Genomic DNA, 20,665 nt, shown 5'->3' with positions numbered 1-20,665 from the left:
ACATTTTCCAAAATATGAAGATTTTACTTGTCCGCTTGTCCAGTATGGGCGATTTAATTCATACGTTGCCCGCAGTTGAAGATTTGGCGCGACAATGTCCTGAGGTAGAGCTCCATTGGCTGTGTGAGGCAGGGTTTGCAGATATTGCCCGCTTACATCCTTTTGTCAAAAAGGTTCATGTAATGAAATGGCGGCAGTGGCGCAAACACCTTTTTCAGGCTGAAACATGGCGTGAAATAGGCCGTCTGAAAACGGATTTACAGGCTGAATCTTTTGATTTTGTTTTAGATAGTCAAGGACTGATTAAAAGCGCATGCTTTGCCAAAATGGCGAAATCCCCTATTTACGGTTTGGATAAACACAGCGCGCGTGAAAGTTTGGCTGCCTTTGCATACAGTAAAACATTTGCCGTACCGAAAGGTAAAAATGCGGTCTGGCGAAACCGTGAATTATTCGCCCAAGCATTTGGTTATACAATGCCTGAAACGCAGGTATTTGGTTTGTTGGTTCCTGAATCAGGCCGTCTGAAAAATTTGCAATCCCCCTATTACGTTGCTTTGCATGCAACCAGTCGCGACAGTAAATTATGGCCGGTAGAACACTGGTATGCATTATTGAAAAAGTTGAATGAAGAACAACAATGCAATGTGTATCTGCCATGGGGAAATGAAACCGAAAAAATGCGTGCCGAACAGATTGCAAGCGATTTACCGTTTGCTTCGGTTTGCGACAAAATGAATTTATTACAGGCTGCATTTTTATTGAAAAACGCAGAGGGTATTATTGGCGTAGATACCGGATTGTTGCATCTTGCCAATGCGTTGGAAAAGCCTGTTGTAGGAATTTATACAGATACAGATCCGGCCAAGACCGGCGTTCAAGTTTCGGCTTATGCAAAAAATTTAGGTGGTATTGCTCAAATTCCCAATGTTGACGAGGTTTATCAAACCTTGATGGATTGTATTGCAGCGTACGGTAAATAATTGCTGGAGGGGGTGGATTTATTTTCTGAGTAAATGCTTTAGAAATGATATAATTCCGCTCTATTTGCCAAGATTTATACAAATTTGGTTTTATCATGTTGGTGAAAGATCGAATTGGATTTTATATAAAGAATGTATCAAAAGCAGTATGCTTGATTTGATGGACATTCTTTTTAGGAGAATTGAATGAAAGCACTGGTCGCAGTAAAGCGCGTAGTGGACTACAACGTCAAAGTTCGTGTGAAAGCCGATGGTTCCGATGTGGATATCGGTAATGTTAAAATGTCGATGAACCCGTTTGATGAAATCGCAGTAGAAGAAGCTGTCCGTCTGAAAGAAGCCGGAAAAGTAAGCGAGATTGTTGCTGTTTCTCTTGGCGAGAAAAAATGTGAAGAGACGTTGCGTACTGCTTTGGCGATGGGTGCCGACCGTGCGGTTCACGTTGAGACTGATGCGAAGTTGGAGCCTTTGGCTGTTGCTAAATTGCTGAAAGCTGTTGCGGATAAAGAAAATCCGCAAATTTTACTGTTGGGCAAACAGGCAATTGACGATGACGCCAACCAAGTTGCCCAAATGCTGGCTGCGTTGTTGAATGCGGCTCAAGGTACTTTTGCATCAAAAGTGCAAATTGAAGGCGAAGAAGCATTGGTAACCCGTGAAATTGACGGCGGCGAAGAGACTGTTGCATTGAAGCTGCCTGCGGTCATCAGTGCAGATTTGCGTTTGAACGAACCACGTTTTGTCAAACTTCCTAATATCATGGCGGCAAAGAAAAAGCCTTTGGAAAAATTAAGTCCTGCCGATTTGGCTGTGGATATTTCTCCACGTTTGAATACCGTGAAATTTGCCGAACCTAAAGCACGTCAAGCCGGTGTAAAAGTGGCTGATGTTGCCGAATTGGTTGAAAAGCTGAAAAACGAAGCCAAAGTGATCTAAGGAGTATGAAATGAGCGTATTGATTATTGCGGAACATAATAACCAACATTTGAATCCTGCCACTTTGCATGCGGTAACGGCTGCTACTAAATTTGGTAATGTAGATTTATTGGTTGCCGGCAGTAATGCTGCTGCGGTGGTTGAAGAGGCAAAACAGGTTGCAGGCGTAGTGAAAGTTTTGGTAGCCGATGCGCCCTATTACGCTGAAGGTTTGGCAGAAGAATTAGCGCCTTTGGTTGTTAAACTGGCTGCGGATTACCGCTATGTGGCTGCGACTGCAACTGCGTTTGGTAAAAATCTGTTGCCCCGGGTTGCTGCCCTGTTGGATGTACCACAAGTTTCCGATTTAACCGAAGTTGTGGATAACTCGACATTTGTCCGTCCGATTTATGCCGGTAATGCATTTGAAACCGTTCAATCCAATTCTGAAAAACTGGTGCTGACTTTCCGTGCAACCGCATTTGATGCTGCCGGACAAGGCGGTAATGCAGAAGTGGTCAATGTTGAGGCAACGCCTGCTCAAAACCTGAGCCGTTTCGTAAACCGTCAACTTTCCCAGTCTGACCGCCCTGAATTGACTCAGGCAAAAGTGATTGTTTCCGGTGGCCGTGCATTGGGTAGTGCGGAAAAATTCAATGAAGTGTTGACTCCTTTAGCGGATGTTTTGGGTGCCGCGATTGGTGCTTCCCGTGCGGCAGTGGATGCCGAGTATGCGCCAAACGATGCTCAAGTCGGTCAAACCGGTAAAGTGGTTGCGCCGCAACTGTACTTTGCTATCGGTATTTCCGGTGCCATCCAACACGTTGCCGGTATGCAGGACAGTAAAGTGATTGTCGCCATTAATAAAGATGCTGACGCTCCGATTTTCAATGTAGCAGATTACGGCTTGGTTGGTGATTTGTTTGAAGTTGTGCCTCAACTGACTGAAGCACTGAAAAACTGATGTTTCACGTGAAACGTTCAGACGGCCTTTTACAACAAAGGCCGTCTGAAAATATTTTGGCATGATTACGACCTATAAAACCATTATCACACCGACACAGGCTGAATTTAAAGATAAAGGCAGCCGCTTCATCGCATACGCCTATCCGATCCGCACTTTGGCCGATGTGAAGAAATATCTCGACCCATTAAAGGAAGGGCATCACAAGGCACGACATTGGTGCTACGCCTATCGATTGGGTGTGGATGGAATGCAGTTTCGCGCAAACGATGATGGAGAACCGTCCGGAAGTGCAGGCCGCCCTATTCTGGGACAGATTGATTCTGTCGGCGTAACGGATGTGTTGGTTGTGGTTGTGCGCTATTTTGGCGGTACGCTATTGGGTGTTCCCGGTTTGATTCATGCTTATAAGGAATCAACAGCTCAGGCATTGGCGATAGCTGAAGTTGTTGAAAAGAATGTCGAAAAGACAGTTTGGTTGAAGTGTGAATATCCTGTTTTGAATGAGGCTATACGGATTGCCAAACAATATCAGGCCGATATTGTGGAACAGGATTTGCAGCTGAATTGTAAGTTAACAGTGAAAATAGCATTGGCTGATTATGAAGCCTGTATTGCTGCTTGGAAAAATACGCGCCAAATTGAAGTAGATATTGAGAAGCCGTTTGAATAAAAGGTCGTCTGAACATATTTGAGAAATCAAAAGTTTCAGACGGCCTTTGATGTTTTAGCCTTGGTATCTGTCTAGAGCATTTACGCTTGAGCGCAGGTGTTCCCAAGCCAGTTGATGAAATTCCCCCAGTGCGTTCCATAGGGCATCTTCGCTCATAATGCTGTATTCGCCCTGTGTGCGCAAATCAACATCTGCCCCTTCTTCAATGGCCTGATGGCATGCTTGGTATTCGTTGGTATAGAAGTCATCCATGTCTTGCATGAGGCTTGCGGCATGTTTCCAGCGGGCGATATCTGCTTCCAGTTGCGGCAGTAATTCGCACCATTCGCGGTATTTGCTTTGAATTTCGTCAATACGTTTTTGCATGATTTTCCTTTCGTTGTTTGAAATTAGAGTATGGTTGTCTTGGTGCGATATTATTCTTAATTTGAAACAGCTATGCAAGATGGAATAATATTCCATCGATTGAATTTTATTTACAACATTTATTCTTCAAGGAGACGGTATGAAATTGCTCGTTATTGGTAATGGTGGACGTGAACATGCACTGGCTTGGAAATTGGCGCAGTCGTCTAAAGTAGAAACTGTCTTTGTTGCACCTGGTAATGCCGGAACGGCAATTGAGCCTAAACTGCAGAATATAGCGTTGACGGCGCATCAAGATTTGATTGATTTTTGCCGTAATGAAAATATTGCCTTTACCGTAGTCGGCCCTGAAGCTCCTTTGGCTGCCGGTGTGGTGAATGACTTCCGTGCTGCCGGATTGAAGATTTTTGGCCCGACTCAATACGCAGCCCAGCTGGAGAGTTCAAAAGATTTTGCTAAAGCATTTATGGCAAAATATAAGATTCCAACCGCGCAATACCAAACCTTTGAAAATGCCGATGCGGCACATGATTACGTCAATCGAAAAGGTGCACCGATTGTTATTAAAGCGGATGGTTTGGCTGCCGGTAAAGGCGTGATTGTCGCCATGACTTTGGATGAGGCCCATGCCGCTATTGATGATATGTTGTTGGGCAACAAAATGGGCAATGCAGGCGCGCGTGTTGTGATTGAAGATTTCCTGCAAGGCGAGGAAGCGAGCTTTATCGTTATGGTGGACGGCAATCATGTTTTGCCGATGGCAACCAGTCAAGACCATAAACGCCTGCTGGATGACGACAAAGGCCCTAATACCGGCGGTATGGGCGCATATAGCCCTGCTCCGGCGGTAACGCCTGATGTTTACGAGCGCGCGATGAATGAAATTATTTTGCCGACTGTGGCCGGTATGAAAGCAGAAGGTCATGAATTTACCGGCTTTTTATACGCGGGCTTGATGATTGATAAAACAGGTGCGCCTTATACCATCGAATTCAACTGCCGTTTCGGCGACCCTGAAACCCAGCCGATTATGAGCCGTTTGGATAGCGATTTAGTGGACTTGGTTGAAGCGGCAATCGACGGCAAACTGGATAGTGTTACCGCCGAATGGAATCCGCAGCCTGCGGTAGGTGTAGTGTTAGCCGCACAAAATTATCCTGACTCTCCGAAAAAAGGCGATGTGATCTTCGGCTTGGATCAGGCTAATCAAATCGGTAAAGTTTTCCATGCCGGTACTGCAACGAATGAAAAAGGCGAAGTTGTAACCAACGGCGGCCGTGTGTTGTGTGTAGTCGGTTTGGGCGATGATGTTGCACAAGCTAAGAGTAAGGCTTATGAGGCATTGGAAACAATCCGTTTTGACGGTATGCAATACCGTAAAGACATTGCCGATAAAGCCATCAACCGTTAATAATGAATAGAAATAGGCCGTCTGAACACAGATTGTCCGACAATCTCAGTTTCAGACGGCCTTGGTATGATGATGATGTTTCCCAGAATTTTATCGGCTGCAGCCCAACGCAGGCTGCAGGCGCATCTTAAAAAAGGTGGTTTGGTCGCCTATCCCACCGAGTCTTGCTATGGCTTGGGCTGTGTCCCTACTTTGCCTAAAGCACTCAATCAACTGATCCATCTGAAAAAACGACCGCAACACAAAGGCATGATTGTCATTGGGCATAGCTTGGAACAGTTGCAACCTTTGCTGCAAAGGCCGTCTGAAAATATCCAAACCATGCTGCATGAAGCATGGCCTGCTCCGAAAACTTTTTTATTGCCGGCCGGCAAAAAAGTATTGCCCTCATTGCGGGGAAAAAGACGTAGTAAATTGGCTGTCAGAGTTCCTGCGCACGCAGGTGCAAGACGTTTGTGTCAGGTTTTGGAAATGCCTTTAGTCTCTACTTCATGCAATCGTGCAGGCAAACGAGCGTGCAAAACGGAAAGGGAAGTCAGAAGACAGTTTGGCAGGAAAGTCTGGGTTGTAGGCGGATTGATAGGTAAGCAGAAAACGCCCAGCCAGATTATTGACGGAGAAACAGGGGCAAGGCTGCGTTAAAGAAGAATTGTATTTTCAAAGGAAAGGTATTTATTTGGAGAAGCAAATTTTTTCCAAAAGATTGGAATACCTGTGTGAAAAGCATTTAGCGCAGATCCAGTTTGATGCATAGCAGTCTAGAGGATAAAGCAGTATTTTGTGAAAGAATGAAGCAAATTTTGAGCGTAAATGAATCGCTTTAATAAATTATTTTTGAATAAACAAATTTTGTGGATAAATTTGAAGATAAATTTCCATAAAAACATAAAAATGCCGTCTGAAACTTGATATTCAAAGCATTCAGACGGCCTTTTAAATATTTAAACTGTGGATAACTTTGTGAATAAGTGTGGATTAAAGCTTATGTCCGCACACAGTTTCGTATTGTTTTTCAGTAATCGTACCGCTCATGACGCTCATTGGGCGGATGCTGGTCGGAGTATAGCTTTGGTTGGAAATTACCCGGCCGTGTTCGTCCATCAGTTGCAGCGCTGCCAGGCGATAGGTTTTGTTTGAGCAATGAATTTCCCAGCTGCCGATGGCTGTTTTATAGGCCGGCGTGTTGACGAAACGTTCCTCTTTCAGTTTGGAAACGGTTTTTTTATCGCGGAAAGTAACCAGTGCGCCATTTCTTTTAATGCTGCTTCTATCAATAGCCACTTTGATATTGCCTTCAGAGATGGTGCCGATGTTGGTCCAGCTGCCGCCGCCGCTCGATGTGGTGGTTGTTTCACAGGCACTCAACATCAAAGCCGCAAATACGGTTGCAGCTAGGGAAAAACGTTTGATATTCATAAAACCTCATTATTTACAGAAAGTCAGCCGATATTATCCGTGAAGATGGCATATATCGTAAATCGATTTTGCAAAGTTGAACCTCTGAAAAGAATTTTATGAAAAATACGCTGAAAAGGCCGTCTGAAACCTGTCTTTCAGACGGCCTTGGAGTGTAAAATCATGTATAATTGCAAACAATTTGGTTTTCATCCCATAGGAAGATCCGACATGATTAACCCTATCGCTGCACTTTCCCCATTAGATGGCCGCTACGCCAAATCCGTTGAAGCATTGCGTCCGATTTTCTCCGAATACGGCCTGATGCGTGCGCGTGTCAAAGTTGAATTAAACTGGCTCAAAGTCCTTGCCGCCGAACCTAAGATTGTAGAAGTTCCTGCTTTCAGCGATTTTACGCTTGCCGAAATCGACAAAGTGATCGAAAACTTCTCGCTTGAAGATGCTGCCGCCGTCAAAGCTATTGAGGCGACCACCAATCATGATGTCAAAGCCATCGAATATTGGCTTAAAGAACGCTTCTCCGGCGTGCCTGAAGTGGCTGCTGCCAGCGAGTTCATCCACTTTGCCTGCACCAGCGAAGACATCAATAACCTGTCCCACGCTTTAATGCTGCAAGAAGCGCGTGAGACTGTTTTGCTGCCGAAACTGGCCGAAATCATCAAAAAACTGACCGGCATGGCGCATGAGTTGGCTGCCGTCCCTATGATGAGCCGCACGCATGGCCAGCCTGCGACACCAAGCACATTGGGTAAAGAAATCGCCAATGTCGTGTACCGCCTGCAACGCCAGTTCAAAAACCTGCAAGCGCAAGAGTTCCTCGGCAAAATCAACGGCGCAGTCGGCAACTACAATGCCCATATGGTCGCTTATCCCGATGTGGATTGGGAAACCCATTGCCGCAACTTCGTTGAAATCAGCCTCGGCCTGACCTTCAACCCCTACACCATTCAAATCGAGCCGCATGACTATATGGCGGAATTCTTCCAAGCCATCAGCCGTGTCAACACGATTCTGATCGACTTCAACCGCGATGTTTGGGGCTATATTTCTTTGGGTTACTTCAAACAAAAAGTTAAAGCAGGCGAAGTCGGTTCTTCCACCATGCCGCACAAAGTCAATCCGATTGACTTTGAAAACTCCGAAGGCAACCTCGGTATGGCCAATGCCGTATTGGGCTTTTTGTCTGAAAAACTGCCGATTTCCCGTTGGCAGCGCGACCTGACCGACAGCACCGTATTGCGCAATATGGGCGTAGGCGTGGGCTATACCATATTGGGCTTTGCCGCCCATCTGCGCGGTCTGAACAAGCTTGAGCCGAATCCTGCCGCCCTTGCTGCCGATTTGGACGCTACTTGGGAGCTGCTGGCCGAGCCGATTCAAACCGTAATGCGTCGTTACGGCGTAGCCAATCCTTACGAGAAGCTGAAAGACCTGACACGCGGTAAAGACGGCATTACGCCTGAAGTGTTGAAACTCTTTATCGAATCGTTGGAAATTCCGGCAGAAGCCAAAGCCAAATTGCTTGAGCTGACCCCTGCGTTGTATGTGGGTAAGGCCGAAGAGTTGGCAAAACGAATTTGATTTATAAAAAAGCCATTTGAATCTTCAAATGGCTTTTTTTGAATTAAATATATAGTATGAAAATAATGAAGAAAGTTTTAGATGTTTAAATATTTTCCAAGTAAGGAAAATTTGATTATATGGTTACCAATCGGCTTGTTAGTCAGTATATTACATTTTCATGGAAAAATTCCTTTTAAAAATATATTTGATACTTTTATGGGTTTGACTCCAATATATGTATTATTGGCATATCTTCATTTTCTTAGGTTTCTACAATTATGTAATTTTCCGTATCTTGTTTCTATTCAAATAGAGGCAAGAATTATTGATGTTTTAAATAGTATTGTCTCTTTTCTAATTGGATTTTCGATATGTACAAGTTTTTTTATACCCTTTTGGAAAGAAAGTTCTAAAGGATATCTCTTTCTTTTATGTTTTAATATTGCGGTTCTAGTGTTTACGATGCTTCCTATATGCTTGCATTTATGGAAAGAAATTAGAGATAAAAAAATTAAATATATTTTGATATCAGTAATGTATTTAATACTTTCTGTTGCATCATTTTATGACATGACCAAATAAATTATAAATTTAAGGCCGTCTGAAATCTTTTTCAGACGGCCTTTTTCGATTCAATCCGTTATTTCACTTTGTCTTTCAATGCACCGTAGCCGGCTGCGTCCATTTCTTCCAAAGGAATGAATTTCAAACTTGCGCCGTTGATGCAATAGCGCAGGCCGCCTTTGTCTTTCGGGCCGTCGGGGAAGACGTGTCCCAAGTGTGAGTCGGCGGCGTGGCTGCGCACTTCGGTGCGGCGCATGTTATAGCTGAAATCGTCGTGTTCGGTAACGGCGGAGGCATTAATTGGATGGGTAAAACTCGGCCAGCCGCAGCCGGAATCAAATTTGTCGGCAGAGCTGAACAGGGGTTCGCCGCTGACGATGTCCACATAAATGCCGGGTTTGAACAAGTGGTCGTATTCGTGGCTGAAGGCGTATTCGGTCTCGCTGTTTTGGGTAACCTGGTATTGCTCTTCGGTCAGAATGCGTTTGAGTTCAGCAGCGCTGGGTTTTTTATACGTTGCCGCGTCAAAGCCTTTGCCTTGAGGGACGGCTTTGGTTTTGCTCGGCAGCGGTTCGTCGGCTTTGCGGATGTCGATGTGGCAGTAGCCGTTGGGGTTTTTAATCAGGTAGTCCTGATGGTATTCCTCGGCGTCGTAGAAGTTTTTTAGCGGCTCGTTTTCGACGACGAGGGGAAGTTTGTATTTTTGCTGCTCGCGTTTGAGTGCGGCGGCGATGACGGCTTTTTCGGCGGGGTCGGTGTAGTACACGCCGCTGCGGTATTGCGTGCCGGTGTCGTTGCCTTGTTTGTTGAGGCTGGTTGGATCAACGACGCGGAAGAAATATTGCAGGATATCGTCTAGGCTGAGTTTGTCGGCATCATAGGTGACTTTAACGGTTTCGGCATGGCCTGTATCGCGGTAGGACACGTCTTCGTAGCTTGGGTTTTCCGTTTTGCCGTTAGCGTAGCCGGATACTGCGTCAACCACGCCGTCTATGCGTTGGAAATAGGCTTCCAAGCCCCAGAAGCAGCCGCCGGCGAGGTAGATGGTGCGCGTATTCATGATTGCTGAATCCTTTTTCTGTGTGTCGGGTTTGTAAAATGTGTTTTTCAGACGGCCTATATCGGCATTCGGGTCGCGGATTAAAGCCAATGCCTGCGCTTCGTTGATGCTGCCTTTGACGATGCGCTGCACGTCGCCGTCTTTGCCGATTAATGCCCAAGAAGGGTAAACACTGATATTCAGGCTTTGGGCGATGGTGCCGCCGTTGTCGGTAACGACGGGCAGCTTAGGATAGTTCAAACCGGAATACCATTTTTGAAAGTCGCCGTCTTTTTTCTCGTGTAGAAAACCGGGCGAGGCAACGGTAATCAGGTTGGCAGAACCGAATTTTATATCTTGCGCCCATTTTTCGGTTTGTCCCAATTCGGACAAACACAAAGGACACCAACTTGCCCAAAATTTAATCAGGGTGGGTTTGTCTTTTTTTAGGAAAACACTGGCAGGGCGGTTGTCAGGGGTTTTTAATGAGGACAATGCCTGCGGTACGGTTGCGGCTTCGGTATCCATCATTTTGGATGAGCAGGCGCCAAGCGCAAGCAGGCAGCCGAACTTGGTGCAAAGTGAAAATAATGTGCGGGGATTCATCTCTATGTTTCCTGTATGGATGGTTTATCTTATTAGACGTTGGAAATGCCAAAACCTGACAACCTTGATTTTCAGACGACCTTGCCACGTAAAATACGCTACAATACTCCCTATTTCAAGTTTCTAAAATTAAAAGGAAAATTTAATGTTCAGCTTCTTCCGTCGCAAGAAAAAACAGGAAACTCCGGCTCCCGAGGAGGCTCAAGTTCAGGAAACCGCAGCAAAAATAGAATCTGAAGTTGCTCAAGTAGTTGAAAATATTAAAGAAGATGCCGAATCTTTAGCAGAAAGCGTCAAAGGGCATGTTGAATCAGTTGTCGAATCGGCTGTTGAAACTATCAGCGAAACCGTCGAGCAGGTTCGGGAAACTTTGACCGAAACGCCGTCTGAAACAGTTGAAAAAGTAGAAGAACACGTTGAAGCGGCAAAAGAAGCGGCTGTTGAAACCGCCAGCGAGACTGTTGAACAGGTAAAAGAAACCGTTGCCGAGATGCCGTCTGAAGCGGTCGAGGCTGCTGAAGAAGTGGCAGAACAGGCTGAGGCAGTCAGAGAAGAAGCTGTTGAAACCGTCAGCGAGGTTGTTGAGCAGGTAAAGGAAACCGTTGCCGAGATGCCGTCTGAAGCGGCCGAGGTTGCTGAAGAAGTAGCGGAACAAGCTGAAGCAGTCAAAGAAGAAGCTGTTGAGGCAGTTAGCGAGACTGTCGAGCAAGTTCAAGAAGCCGTTGTGGAAATACCGGTTGAAGCCCCTGCTCCGGCAGAAGAACACAAGCTCAGTTGGGCTGCGCGTTTGAAACAAGGCTTGACCAAATCACGCGACAAAATGGCAAAATCGTTGGCCGGCGTGTTCGGCGGCGGACAGATCGACGAGGACTTGTACGAAGAGCTGGAAACCGTGCTGATTACCAGCGATATGGGCATGGAAGCCACCGAATACTTGATGAAAGACGTGCGCGACCGTGTCAGCCTCAAAGGCCTCAAAGACGGCAACGAATTGCGCGGTGCGCTGAAAGATGCGCTGTACGACTTGATTAAGCCTCTGGAGAAACCTTTGGTCTTGCCGGAAACCAGGGAGCCTTTCGTGATTATGCTTGCCGGTATCAACGGCGCGGGTAAAACCACGTCTATCGGCAAACTCGCCAAATACTTCCAAGCGCAGGGTAAATCTGTGTTGCTGGCGGCAGGCGATACTTTCCGTGCCGCTGCGCGTGAGCAGCTTCAAGCTTGGGGCGAGCGCAACAATGTAACCGTGATTTCGCAAACCACAGGCGATTCCGCAGCCGTTTGCTTCGATGCCGTCCAAGCCGCGAAAGCGCGCGGGATCGACATCGTGCTGGCTGATACTGCCGGCCGTTTGCCTACGCAGCTTCATTTGATGGAAGAAATCAAAAAAGTGAAACGCGTGTTGCAAAAAGCCATGCCGGATGCGCCACATGAAATCATCGTTGTTTTGGATGCCAACATCGGTCAAAACGCCGTCAACCAAGTGAAAGCCTTCGACGAAGCGCTGGGTCTGACCGGACTTATCGTCACCAAGCTAGACGGTACGGCCAAAGGCGGTATCCTTGCCGCCCTTGCCTCCGACCGCCCTGTTCCTGTCCGCTACATCGGCGTAGGCGAAGGCATCGACGATTTGCGTCCGTTTAATGCCAAAGCGTTCGTGGATGCCCTATTGGATTAAACAGACAGGTTGAGGTTTGTAAACGCAGTTTGCGGGGGATTTCTGAGCCGTATTTTGAAAGGCTTCGCATTCGGTTGGTACAAAAGCCAAACAGGCTGTTAAAAAGGCCGTCTGAAACCTAAAATCAGGTTTCAGACGGCCTTTATTTATTTACGGGTTTAGTTTTTCCGTGCGGTAACAAACTTTGCCAGTTGGCGCAGGCGCAGGGCTTTGTCGCCGAATGGCTCGATCAGGGCAACGGCTTCTGCAATCAGCGTTTCTGCGTAAGTGCGCGCGGCCTGCAGGCCCATCAGTTTGACGTAGGTCGGTTTGTCGTTGTCCGAGTCTTTGCCGGCGGTTTTGCCCAAGGTGGCGGTATCGGCTTCGCAGTCCAATACATCGTCGATCACTTGGAAAGCCAAACCTAATTTGGCGGCGTAGCGGTCTAAGGTTTGGATTTGAGCCGGTGTTAAGTCTGGGCAGGAAAGTGCGCCTAAGGCCACGGCCGCGCGGATGAGTGCGCCGGTTTTGAGGCTGTGCATCTGTTCCAATTCGGCCTGATTCATGGCTTTGCCGACATTGGCAAGGTCGATGGCTTGTCCGCCCGCCATGCCGAGGCTGCCGGATGCCTGGGCCAGCGTGGACAACATGGCAAGCTGACGTTCGGCAGGCAGGCCTGTCGGACGGCTCAGTACATCAAAGGCTTGGGTTTGCAACGCATCGCCGACCAAAAGGGCGGTTGCTTCATCGTATTGCACATGGCAGGTCGGTTTGCCGCGGCGCAGACTGTCGTTGTCCATCGCCGGCATATCGTCGTGAACCAACGAATAGACGTGTACCATTTCGATGGCCGCCATCGCCTGCTCGACGGCATTTTGGTTTGCTTCGCCCAATTCGGACGCGGCAAGCACCAAGAGTGGACGCAGCCGTTTGCCGCCGCCGAGGGTAACGTAACGCATGGCTTCGTGCAGCGTGTGCGGAACTTGGCTTTCAGACGGCAAGAAATGCGCCAGCAGCAATTCGGTTTGCGCTTGGGCTTTTTGTTGCCATGTTTTGAGTTCATTCGCCGGGTTCAAGGTTCAACTCCTTCAGTTCGCCGGCATCCAAGACTTGCAGTTTCTGCTCGACTTCCGCCAATTTGGTTTGGCAGTATCTGACCAATTCGTTGCCTTCCTGATAGGCAGCCAGGGCGTCTTCCAGCGGCATTTCGCTGCTTTGCATGGCCTGGGTCAGGGTTTCGAGGCGGGATAAGGCTTCTTCAAAGGATTGGGGGGCGTTTTTTTTCATGGTTTGAAATGATGGGCAGAAAGGGGGAATTGTAGCATTTTTAGATGATGAAGGCCGTCTGAACAGGGATGAAAACGAAATCAAAGATTTCTGTTTCTTTGTTCAGACGGCCTTTTTTCAAACGAAATAACGTTATCAACCCGGTAAAACGGCTTTTTGATAGTTGAGCGCGATAAACTGCTTCTCGGCATCCAATTCAGTGATTTTGAACAATGCCTGCGATTTGGGCAGCGCGTCAAACGGAATACCGGTCGCGCGCGTTACCAGCGGCAGGCCTTCAATGCGGACGAGGTCTTCTTTGAGGATGGTGGCCGTCAGCTCGCTCGTGCCTTGCTGCTGCAGATAGACGAGGCTCCAGTAGGCTTCCATTTGGCGTTGGAAGTCGGCGTAGGCTGTATAGGCGGCATCAAAGTCGCGCAGCGCGGCGAAAAGCTCGGCATCGCTGTTTTGATACAGTGGCTCGGCAGAGTCGTCGATCAGGCTGATCAGCTGCTTTTGGTTGATGTAGTCGGCGGCGCGGCGCAGAGGCGAGGTAAACCAGCCGTAATGCTGCACGCCCATGCCGATGTGCGGCTCGGATTTGGTGCTCATGCGCACTTTGCCTGCCGGTTGGACGCGGAAAAGGCCGGGCAGCTCGTTTTCATCCAGCATTTGTGCCCAAGTGCTGTTGGCAAGAATCATCATCTCGCTGACCAGCGTATCAATGGGCGAACCGCGTTCGCGGCGGACAACGGATACGTTGCCTTCCTCATCCAATTCGATGCTGTAATCGTATTGCGGCGCACGGTCGGGCTCGTATTTGCCGCGCGCTTTTTGTAAGGCGATGGCAAATTGATAGAACCAAATCAGGTCTTGATGGTGGGCAAACATCATTTCGCCTGCTTCGTCCAAGCCAGTTTCGGCGTTGAAATGCGGCTCGATGGTTTGAATGCGCAGGTTTTCGGCGATGTTGACCGCTTCGATTTTGCAGGTCGGCTCGCCGACGTTGAACTCGCTATCTACATCGAAATAAATGCTGATGGAAGGGCGGTATGCGCCTGCATCAAGGCTGAACGCGGCAATCCAGTTTTCGGGCAACATAGTGATTTTGCCGCCGGGGAAATAAACCGTGCTTAAGCGTTCCATGATGTTTTTTTCCATTTTGTCGCCTTGTTTAATGGCAAGCGACGGCGCAGCGATGTGGATACCGACGTGTTTCATGCCATTGCCCAAGTCGGTCAGGCTCAAGGCGTCATCGACTTCGGTGGTCGATTCGTCATCAATGGAAAAGGCGGTAACGTCAGCTTTAGGCAAGTCAGGCATTTCAGGAAGCGGAAGGTCGGGGAAGCCTGTTCCTTTTGGGAAATATTTGATTTCAAACCCGTCTTGCAGGTATTGGGGAATGGACGTAATACCGCCCGTTTTTTTCGCCAGTTCGTAGGCCGAGGTTTTCAATGCATCGGCGGCTTTGGTAAAGGCTTTGTAGGTCAGTGACTGCTTGTCGGGCGCGTGTAAGATGGTTTTCAAATCCGCCGCGATTTCAGACGGCATCTCGCCACGTTTCAAGGCTTCCGCCCAAGCGTCGATTTGTGCGTCTTGCTGTTTTTTGCGTTCGATGGCGGCAAGCGCTTGTTTTAAGGTTTCTTCGGGCGCGGCTTTGAACACGCCTTTGGCTTTTTTGTAGAAATACATCGGCGCGGCGTAGAGTGCAATCAAAGTCGCCGCCAGCTCGGTTTTGGTCGGCGCATGGCCATAATATTCTTCGGCGATGGCTTCGGCGGTAAATTCCTCTTCGCCGCATACTTCCCACAATAAATCGGTGTCGATGTCCGCCGCCTGTGCCTGCGCGTTCTCCAAAAATGCCGCCATATCGCCGTCAAACTCAGCAAAGACATTGTTTGCCTTCACTTTGGTGCGTTTGCCGTGTTGGGTATCGACTTGGTAGGTGGCGTCGTTTTTTTGGACGATGGAGGCAACTTTGAATTGGCCGGACTCTTCGTAAAAGATATTCATTTTTTTAGGATTTTATGATTTGTAGGAAACGCGTGATTTTAGCAGATTTGCACAAGAAAGGCCGTCTGAAAAACATACTTTCAGACGGCCTGTTCAAATGGCGGATACTTAATACTGATATGTTGCCAGTTTGCGTTTGATTTCAGGCAGGGCGGCGCGTGCGGCCTGTTCGCCCAGTTGGATGGCGCGTTGTTTTTGGTCGAAACCGCCAACCGAACCCAGCTCCAAAACCTGCGGTTTGATGACCACATTGGCTTGGCCCAATTCTTGGCGCAACGCAGTTTGACTCATTACGTTGAAGGTCTGGTCAAGATAGGAGAACATACCTTGGCTGACGTTTTTGGCCGGACGGGCGGAAATATCGACGGCAATGATGAAGTTTGCGCCCATTTTTTTCGCCGCGCTGACCGGTACGGGTTGCGACAGGCCGCCGTCTACATATTTGCGGTTGCCGATGACGACAGGCTGGAACACGTTCGGAATCGAAGCAGAAGCGCGGACGGCCTGTCCGGCATTGCCTACGTTAAATACCACCGGTTTGCCGCTTTCAAAATCGGTCGCGACGGCGGCAAATTTGATGGGGAACTGCTGCATCGGACGGTTGCCGACTTTGCGGTTGATGTAGTTTTGCAGTTTTTCGCCTTTGATGAAGCCGCTGGTGGACAAGGTCAAATCTACCAAATCGGTTTTACCCAAAATTTCTGCTTCCAATTCGAGGCGGTCGGGCGACATTCCCGAAGCGTACATACTGCCGACAATCGAGCCTGCGGATGTACCGGTAACGATTTTTACCGGAATATTGTTTTCTTTCAAAACCTTAATAATCCCGATATGGGCAAAGCCTTTGGACGCGCCGCCGCCCAAAGCCAGCGCAACCGTGGCTTTCGGTTTGGGTGCAGTATGCGAAACCGTATTTTGACCCTGCGTAGAAGGTTTGGATTGCGGTGCGTTGCCGCTCGGACAGGCAGCCAATACCAATACGGACGAAGCGGCTAAAAACGTTTTGAATGTGGAAAAAAGTTTGTTCATGTTCAGACAGCCTTTAATATGTCGAAAGGGTTATTCTACTCTGAAATTAAGTCGAAAGGCCGTCTGAAATCAGGTTTCAGACGGCCTTTTAAATCAAGCTTAAGCCAATTCGAGCTGTTTTTCCAAACTTTCGACCAGTTGGTCGTCCAAATTCAAAGCTTGGGACAAACGGCTCAGGAACACGATTTCCTTGCGCGACAAGTCCGCGCAGACCAATCGGGCCGCCAAATAAGTTTCGGTTGCCAAAGCCTCGTCGCTGCCGACCGAAGCGGCAATTTGCTCGATGGAGGCCGGTTGCGCATATTCTGCCTGCAACCATGCCGCCGTTTCCGCATCACTGCCGCTTTCACGCTCGATGGCCGCGCGTTCCGCATCGTCAATCAGGCCGTCTGAAGCCGCCGCCGCAATCATTGTTTGTAAAATCACACGGCTGTGGTTTTCACCAATCAGACCGGCAGGTTGGAACGCACTTTGCGGTAATTCGTCCTGCTGGCGGTTTTGTTTCCAGTTTTGATAGCCTTTATAAGCCAGAAAACCCAAAGCAGCGACCGAGCCGGCCTTTACCAGCTTCTTCGTGTTTTTCTTTTTCAACAGCATCGATGCCAAAGCACCCGTCAGCGCACCGCCGCCGAAAGAATTGAGCGGGCTGTCCGCCACCGCTTTGCCGCCTTTTTGAGCCGCACCCAAAACCTGATTGAGCAACTGACTGAAATCCATAAAAAAATCTCCTGAAAACAAATACATTGCAAATATAGGGCAGAAACACCAAAAAACCAAGCCAAAGAAAGTTAAAAGGTGCAAACAAGTTTTCAGACGGCCATAGCCGACTTTCGGTACAATCACACCATTCCAAACAATAAACCCCATCATGACCGATACCGCCCAAATCATTACCAGCTATGGCCGCCGCTATATCGTCCGCACCCCCGACGGCCAAACATATGACGCCACCACCCGTAAAAAACGCGTCGATTTCGCCTGCGGCGACCAAGTCCGCATCAGCCCCATCAACGGCGACCAAGTCGTGATTGAAGACTACCTCCCGCGCGAAAGCCTGCTCTACCGCCAAGACGCGTGGAAAACCAAACTGATTGCCGCCAACGTTACCCAACTGCTCATCGTAACCGCCGCCAGCCCCTCACCCAGCGAAGCCCTGTTGCAACGCGCCCTCCTCGCAGCCGAAGCGGCCGGCATCGACGCCGTTATCGTCCTCAACAAAGCCGACCTCCCCGAAACCGCCCAATGGCGCGAGAAACTCAAATTCTACGAAACCCTCGGCTACTCCGTGGTCGAAACCAACGCATTGGAAAATGCCGACATCCTGCGTCCCATATTAGAAGGGCAAACCAACATCCTGCTCGGACAAAGCGGCATGGGCAAGTCCACCCTGACCAACGCCCTACTCGGCAACCAAGCCGCCCGAACCGGCGACATTTCCACTGCGCTCGACTCCGGCAAACACACCACCACCCACGCCCAACTATACGATTTAAACGCAGAAACCCGACTCATCGATTCCCCCGGCCTGCAAGAATTCGGCCTGCACCATCTCCAAGCCGCCGATTTATTGCAATACTTCCCCGACCTGCGCCACCTTATCGGCCAATGCCGTTTCCATAACTGCACCCACCGCGCCGAACCCGGCTGCGCCGTCAAAGCCGCTGCCGAATCAGGCAAAGCCAAACCCGAGCGTATCGAATTTCTGCAACGCGTTACCGATGAATTATTGAAATAAAGTTTTAACGGAAATAAGCGTTTGGATAAATAAAAAGGCCGTCTGAAAGTTTCAGACGGCCTTTTGTTGAAGCATAACCAAATTTACCTTTCAATCGGTATCGCTACCTTAGCGGGAAAGAGAAGGTGCTTTTCGTGGCGGATTGATCATGAGAAGCACGGCTTCTTCAATTTGTTTGTCCTCCCGATCATGGAGTTCTACCGGAAACTTCAGACGCAACACTGTAATAATAGCGCCAACCGATAAACCTGCATCATTAAGCAATTCGATTTCTTTAAGTACAGGAGCGGAAAGGTTTAACATGGTTTCTCCTTAAGATTTGATATAAGCCTTAGCCCACTTTATCCCCGGGCTGTGCGCCTGCGTCAACGTCGAGGAGCTTCAGTTTGCCCTCTGCCGTGGCGGCGGAGAGGATCATGCCTTCGGATACGCCGAATTTTGCCATTTTGCGCGGGGCGAAGTTGGCGACGGCGATGACCATGCGGCCGTTCAATTCGGCAGGATTTGGGTAAGACGCGGCGATGCCGGAGAAGATGATGCGTTTTTCAAAACCGAAATCGAGGTCGAATTTCAGGAGTTTGGTGCTGCCTTCGACAGCTTCGCAGTTCAATACTTTGGCGACGCGCATGTCGATTTTCATAAAGTCGTCGAAGCTGGCCTGTTCGGCGACTTTTTCGTATTTGCTCTCTTCGGCGGCAGGCGCGGCTGCGGCGGCGATGCTTTGTTTGTTGGCTTCGATTAAATCGTCCACTTGTTTTTGCTCCACTCGTTGCATGAGGTGTTCGTATTTGTTGATGGCGTGTTCGCCCAAGGTTTCGCGGGTATTTGCCCAAGTGATGGCTTCCAAATTCAGGAATTTGGCGGCATTTTCGGCCACTTTCGGCAATACGGGGGCGAGGTAGGCGGTCAACATGGTAAAGGCGTTGATGAGCTCGCTGCATACTTCGTGCAGGCGTGCGTCTTGGCCTTCTTGTTTCGCCAGTTCCCAAGGTTTGTTGGCATCAACGTATTCGTTGACAATGTCCGCCAATGCCATGATGTCGCGCAGGGCTTTGGCGTATTCGCGGCTTTCGTAGCATTCGGCAATAGCTTCGCTTTGCGCAGTCAATTTTGCCAGCAATGCGCTGTCGGCAACGTCTTTCAGACGGCCTTCAAAGCGTTTGGCGATGAAACCTGACGCGCGGGCGGCGATGTTGACGTATTTGCCGACGAGGTCGCTGTTGACGCGGCTGATAAAGTCTTGCAGGTTCAAATCGATGTCTTCGATTTTACTGTTGAGTTTGGCGGCGATGTAGTAGCGCATCCACTCGGGGTTCAGGCCTTGTTCCAAATAGGATTTGGCGGTGATGAAGGTGCCGCGCGATTTGGACATTTTTTGTCCGTCCACAGTCAAAAAGCCGTGTGCGTACACTCCGGTCGGGGCGCGGTGGCCGGAGAAATGCAGCATGGCAGGCCAGAACAGGGCGTGGAAATAGAGGATGTCTTTGCCGATGAAGTGGTACATCTCGGTTTGGCTGTCGGCTTTGAAGTATTCGTCGAAATCGACGCCGATGCGGTCGCACAGGTTTTTAAACGACGCCATGTAGCCGACGGGCGCGTCCAGCCAGACGTAGAAATATTTGCCCGGCGCGTCGGGGATTTCGAAACCGAAATACGGCGCGTCGCGGGAGATGTCCCAGTCGGACAGGGTGGTTTCTTCGCCTTCGCCCAGCCATTCTTTCATTTTGTTGAGGGCTTCGGCTTGCAGATGGGGCTTGCCGTCGTGCGGGTTGTTGCCGGAAGTCCATGCTTTGAGGAAGTCGGCGCATTCGCCCAGTTTGAAGAAGAAGTGTTCGGATTCGCGCAATTCGGGTTTGGCACCGGATACGGCGGAATACGGGTTGATCAGTTCGGTCGGGGAATAGGTCGTGCCGCAGACTTCGCAGTTGTCGCCGTATTGGTCTTGGGCGTGGCATTTCGGGCATTCGCCTTTGACAAAGCGGTCGGGCAGGAACATTTGTTTTTCGGGGTCGAAAAGCTGCTCGATGACGCGGCTCTCAATCTTGCCGTTGGCTTTCAGCGCGCGGTAAATGTCTTGGGAAAACTGTTTGTTTTCAGGGGAATGGGTGCTGTAATAATTGTCGTAGCCGATGTTGAAGCCGGTAAAGTCGGCGAGGTGCTCTTCGCGCACTTTGGCGATCATATCTTCAGGCGCAATGCCTTGTTTTTGCGCGGCAAGCATCACGGGCGTGCCGTGGGTGTCGTCGGCGCAGCAGTAGTAGCATTCGTGGCCGCGCAGTTTTTGGAAACGTACCCAAACGTCGGTTTGGATGTGTTCGACCATGTGGCCGAGGTGGATGCTGCCGTTGGCATACGGCAGCGCGGAAGTGACAAGGATTTTGCGTGTCATGGTTTGTGCTTTTAAAAACAATGGATAAAGATGTCGGGAATTATACCGCAAAACAATACGCAAAGGCCGTCTGAAA

19 protein-coding genes are annotated in these 20,665 nt (G+C 49.0%); 9 read left to right on the top strand and 10 right to left on the bottom strand.

From position 1 onward, the window contains the following. Positions 1-14 precede the first annotated feature (14 nt). The 4 genes from waaC (at position 15) to HMPREF2871_RS06440 (ending at position 3,535) form a co-directional block, all read left to right on the top strand. The gene (gene waaC / locus HMPREF2871_RS06455) at positions 15-983 is read left to right on the top strand and encodes a lipopolysaccharide heptosyltransferase I (RefSeq protein ID WP_049335684.1); all 969 of its coding nucleotides are present in this window, start codon (positions 15-17) and stop codon (positions 981-983) included. Positions 984-1,169: 186 nt separating this feature from the next. Then, positions 1,170-1,919: an electron transfer flavoprotein subunit beta/FixA family protein gene (locus HMPREF2871_RS06450; RefSeq protein WP_003686610.1), complete on the top strand. Its 750-nt coding sequence runs from the start codon at positions 1,170-1,172 to the stop codon at positions 1,917-1,919. A gap of 10 nt (positions 1,920-1,929) precedes the next feature. Beyond that, positions 1,930-2,862: an electron transfer flavoprotein subunit alpha/FixB family protein gene (locus HMPREF2871_RS06445; protein WP_049335686.1), complete on the top strand. Its 933-nt coding sequence runs from the start codon at positions 1,930-1,932 to the stop codon at positions 2,860-2,862. A 61-nt stretch (positions 2,863-2,923) separates the two neighbouring features. Then, complete coding sequence (locus HMPREF2871_RS06440; RefSeq protein WP_049335688.1) at positions 2,924-3,535, top strand: IMPACT family protein; 612 nt, start codon at positions 2,924-2,926, stop codon at positions 3,533-3,535. Positions 3,536-3,589: 54 nt separating this feature from the next. Here the strand turns inward: HMPREF2871_RS06440 and HMPREF2871_RS06435 are convergent, their stop codons facing one another. Next, entirely contained in the window at positions 3,590-3,901 is a 312-nt protein-coding gene (locus HMPREF2871_RS06435; RefSeq protein ID WP_003747758.1) for a DUF4298 domain-containing protein, read from the bottom strand. 139 nt (positions 3,902-4,040) lie between these two features. Between HMPREF2871_RS06435 and purD the strand changes: the two genes are divergently transcribed. Then, complete coding sequence (gene purD, locus HMPREF2871_RS06430) at positions 4,041-5,312, top strand: phosphoribosylamine--glycine ligase (protein ID WP_004519185.1); 1,272 nt, start codon at positions 4,041-4,043, stop codon at positions 5,310-5,312. A gap of 72 nt (positions 5,313-5,384) precedes the next feature. Continuing rightward, a complete protein-coding gene (locus HMPREF2871_RS06425) occupies positions 5,385-5,954 on the top strand; it encodes an L-threonylcarbamoyladenylate synthase (RefSeq protein ID WP_039861929.1) in 570 nt (189 codons plus the stop codon). A 333-nt stretch (positions 5,955-6,287) separates the two neighbouring features. Here HMPREF2871_RS06425 and HMPREF2871_RS06420 read toward each other — a convergent pair whose 3' ends face one another. Continuing rightward, a complete protein-coding gene (locus tag HMPREF2871_RS06420; protein WP_004519182.1) occupies positions 6,288-6,728 on the bottom strand; it encodes a surface-adhesin E family protein in 441 nt (146 codons plus the stop codon). A 210-nt stretch (positions 6,729-6,938) separates the two neighbouring features. On the opposite strand from HMPREF2871_RS06420, the gene purB reads away from it, so the two are divergent. Further along, positions 6,939-8,309 carry an adenylosuccinate lyase gene (gene purB / locus HMPREF2871_RS06415; RefSeq protein WP_004519181.1) on the top strand — a complete coding sequence of 457 codons (1,371 nt, stop codon included), beginning with the start codon at positions 6,939-6,941 and terminating at the stop codon, positions 8,307-8,309. 622 nt (positions 8,310-8,931) lie between these two features. Here purB and msrAB read toward each other — a convergent pair. Next, positions 8,932-10,500 (bottom strand): bifunctional peptide-methionine (S)-S-oxide reductase MsrA/peptide-methionine (R)-S-oxide reductase MsrB, encoded by a 1,569-nt coding sequence (gene msrAB / locus HMPREF2871_RS06405; RefSeq protein WP_039861899.1) that lies wholly within the window; start codon positions 10,498-10,500, stop codon positions 8,932-8,934. Positions 10,501-10,645: 145 nt separating this feature from the next. On the opposite strand from msrAB, the gene ftsY reads away from it, so the two are divergent. Then, complete coding sequence (gene ftsY / locus HMPREF2871_RS06400; protein WP_004519177.1) at positions 10,646-12,178, top strand: signal recognition particle-docking protein FtsY; 1,533 nt, start codon at positions 10,646-10,648, stop codon at positions 12,176-12,178. A 158-nt stretch (positions 12,179-12,336) separates the two neighbouring features. Here ftsY and HMPREF2871_RS06395 read toward each other — a convergent pair whose 3' ends face one another. The 5 genes from HMPREF2871_RS06395 to HMPREF2871_RS06375 form a co-directional block, all read right to left on the bottom strand. Then, positions 12,337-13,233 (bottom strand): polyprenyl synthetase family protein, encoded by an 897-nt coding sequence (locus HMPREF2871_RS06395; protein WP_004519176.1) that lies wholly within the window; start codon positions 13,231-13,233, stop codon positions 12,337-12,339. Next, the gene (locus HMPREF2871_RS06390) at positions 13,217-13,444 is read right to left on the bottom strand and encodes an exodeoxyribonuclease VII small subunit (protein WP_003681131.1); all 228 of its coding nucleotides are present in this window, start codon (positions 13,442-13,444) and stop codon (positions 13,217-13,219) included. Before HMPREF2871_RS06390 ends, HMPREF2871_RS06395 begins: the two co-directional genes overlap by 17 nt. 135 nt (positions 13,445-13,579) lie before the next feature. Continuing rightward, entirely contained in the window at positions 13,580-15,436 is a 1,857-nt protein-coding gene (locus HMPREF2871_RS06385) for a ribonuclease catalytic domain-containing protein (protein ID WP_049335695.1), read from the bottom strand. 108 nt (positions 15,437-15,544) lie between these two features. After that, on the bottom strand, positions 15,545-16,465 hold the full coding sequence (locus HMPREF2871_RS06380; protein ID WP_049335697.1) for a patatin-like phospholipase family protein: 921 nt from the start codon (positions 16,463-16,465) through the stop codon (positions 15,545-15,547). 99 nt (positions 16,466-16,564) lie between these two features. Beyond that, positions 16,565-17,182, bottom strand: a complete 618-nt coding sequence (locus HMPREF2871_RS06375) for a tellurite resistance TerB family protein (protein ID WP_049335840.1) — start codon at positions 17,180-17,182, stop codon at positions 16,565-16,567. Between the two features lie 151 nt (positions 17,183-17,333). Between HMPREF2871_RS06375 and rsgA the strand changes: the two genes are divergently transcribed. Continuing rightward, complete coding sequence (gene rsgA, locus HMPREF2871_RS06370; protein WP_004519172.1) at positions 17,334-18,200, top strand: ribosome small subunit-dependent GTPase A; 867 nt, start codon at positions 17,334-17,336, stop codon at positions 18,198-18,200. 108 nt (positions 18,201-18,308) lie between these two features. Here rsgA and HMPREF2871_RS06365 read toward each other — a convergent pair whose 3' ends face one another. Then, the gene (locus HMPREF2871_RS06365) at positions 18,309-18,503 is read right to left on the bottom strand and encodes a hypothetical protein (protein WP_003747785.1); all 195 of its coding nucleotides are present in this window, start codon (positions 18,501-18,503) and stop codon (positions 18,309-18,311) included. Between the two features lie 28 nt (positions 18,504-18,531). Beyond that, positions 18,532-20,589, bottom strand: a complete 2,058-nt coding sequence (gene metG, locus HMPREF2871_RS06360; RefSeq protein WP_049335699.1) for a methionine--tRNA ligase — start codon at positions 20,587-20,589, stop codon at positions 18,532-18,534. Between the last annotated feature and the right edge of the window lie 76 nt (positions 20,590-20,665).

Source organism: Neisseria sp. HMSC067G12 (genome assembly GCF_001812725.1).
Lineage (GTDB): Bacteria > Pseudomonadota > Gammaproteobacteria > Burkholderiales > Neisseriaceae > Neisseria > Neisseria perflava.
Note: the sequence above shows the minus strand (reverse complement) of the source record. Positions and strands in the feature narration are given on the sequence as shown.

Bases quoted from the DNA above. Each gene is read 5' to 3' on its own strand.
- waaC (WP_049335684.1), top strand. From the start codon at position 15: ATGAAGATTTTACTTGTCCGCTTGTCCAGTATGGGCGATTTAATTCAT.
- HMPREF2871_RS06450 (WP_003686610.1), top strand. From the start codon at position 1,170: ATGAAAGCACTGGTCGCAGTAAAGCGCGTAGTGGACTACAACGTCAAA.
- HMPREF2871_RS06445 (WP_049335686.1), top strand. From the start codon at position 1,930: ATGAGCGTATTGATTATTGCGGAACATAATAACCAACATTTGAATCCT.
- HMPREF2871_RS06440 (WP_049335688.1), top strand. From the start codon at position 2,924: ATGATTACGACCTATAAAACCATTATCACACCGACACAGGCTGAATTT.
- HMPREF2871_RS06435 (WP_003747758.1), bottom strand. From the start codon at position 3,901: ATGCAAAAACGTATTGACGAAATTCAAAGCAAATACCGCGAATGGTGC.
- purD (WP_004519185.1), top strand. From the start codon at position 4,041: ATGAAATTGCTCGTTATTGGTAATGGTGGACGTGAACATGCACTGGCT.
- HMPREF2871_RS06425 (WP_039861929.1), top strand. From the start codon at position 5,385: ATGATGTTTCCCAGAATTTTATCGGCTGCAGCCCAACGCAGGCTGCAG.
- HMPREF2871_RS06420 (WP_004519182.1), bottom strand. From the start codon at position 6,728: ATGAATATCAAACGTTTTTCCCTAGCTGCAACCGTATTTGCGGCTTTG.
- purB (WP_004519181.1), top strand. From the start codon at position 6,939: ATGATTAACCCTATCGCTGCACTTTCCCCATTAGATGGCCGCTACGCC.
- msrAB (WP_039861899.1), bottom strand. From the start codon at position 10,500: ATGAATCCCCGCACATTATTTTCACTTTGCACCAAGTTCGGCTGCCTG.
- ftsY (WP_004519177.1), top strand. From the start codon at position 10,646: ATGTTCAGCTTCTTCCGTCGCAAGAAAAAACAGGAAACTCCGGCTCCC.
- HMPREF2871_RS06390 (WP_003681131.1), bottom strand. From the start codon at position 13,444: ATGAAAAAAAACGCCCCCCAATCCTTTGAAGAAGCCTTATCCCGCCTC.
- HMPREF2871_RS06385 (WP_049335695.1), bottom strand. From the start codon at position 15,436: ATGAATATCTTTTACGAAGAGTCCGGCCAATTCAAAGTTGCCTCCATC.
- HMPREF2871_RS06380 (WP_049335697.1), bottom strand. From the start codon at position 16,465: ATGAACAAACTTTTTTCCACATTCAAAACGTTTTTAGCCGCTTCGTCC.
- HMPREF2871_RS06375 (WP_049335840.1), bottom strand. From the start codon at position 17,182: ATGGATTTCAGTCAGTTGCTCAATCAGGTTTTGGGTGCGGCTCAAAAA.
- rsgA (WP_004519172.1), top strand. From the start codon at position 17,334: ATGACCGATACCGCCCAAATCATTACCAGCTATGGCCGCCGCTATATC.
- HMPREF2871_RS06365 (WP_003747785.1), bottom strand. From the start codon at position 18,503: ATGTTAAACCTTTCCGCTCCTGTACTTAAAGAAATCGAATTGCTTAAT.
- metG (WP_049335699.1), bottom strand. From the start codon at position 20,589: ATGACACGCAAAATCCTTGTCACTTCCGCGCTGCCGTATGCCAACGGC.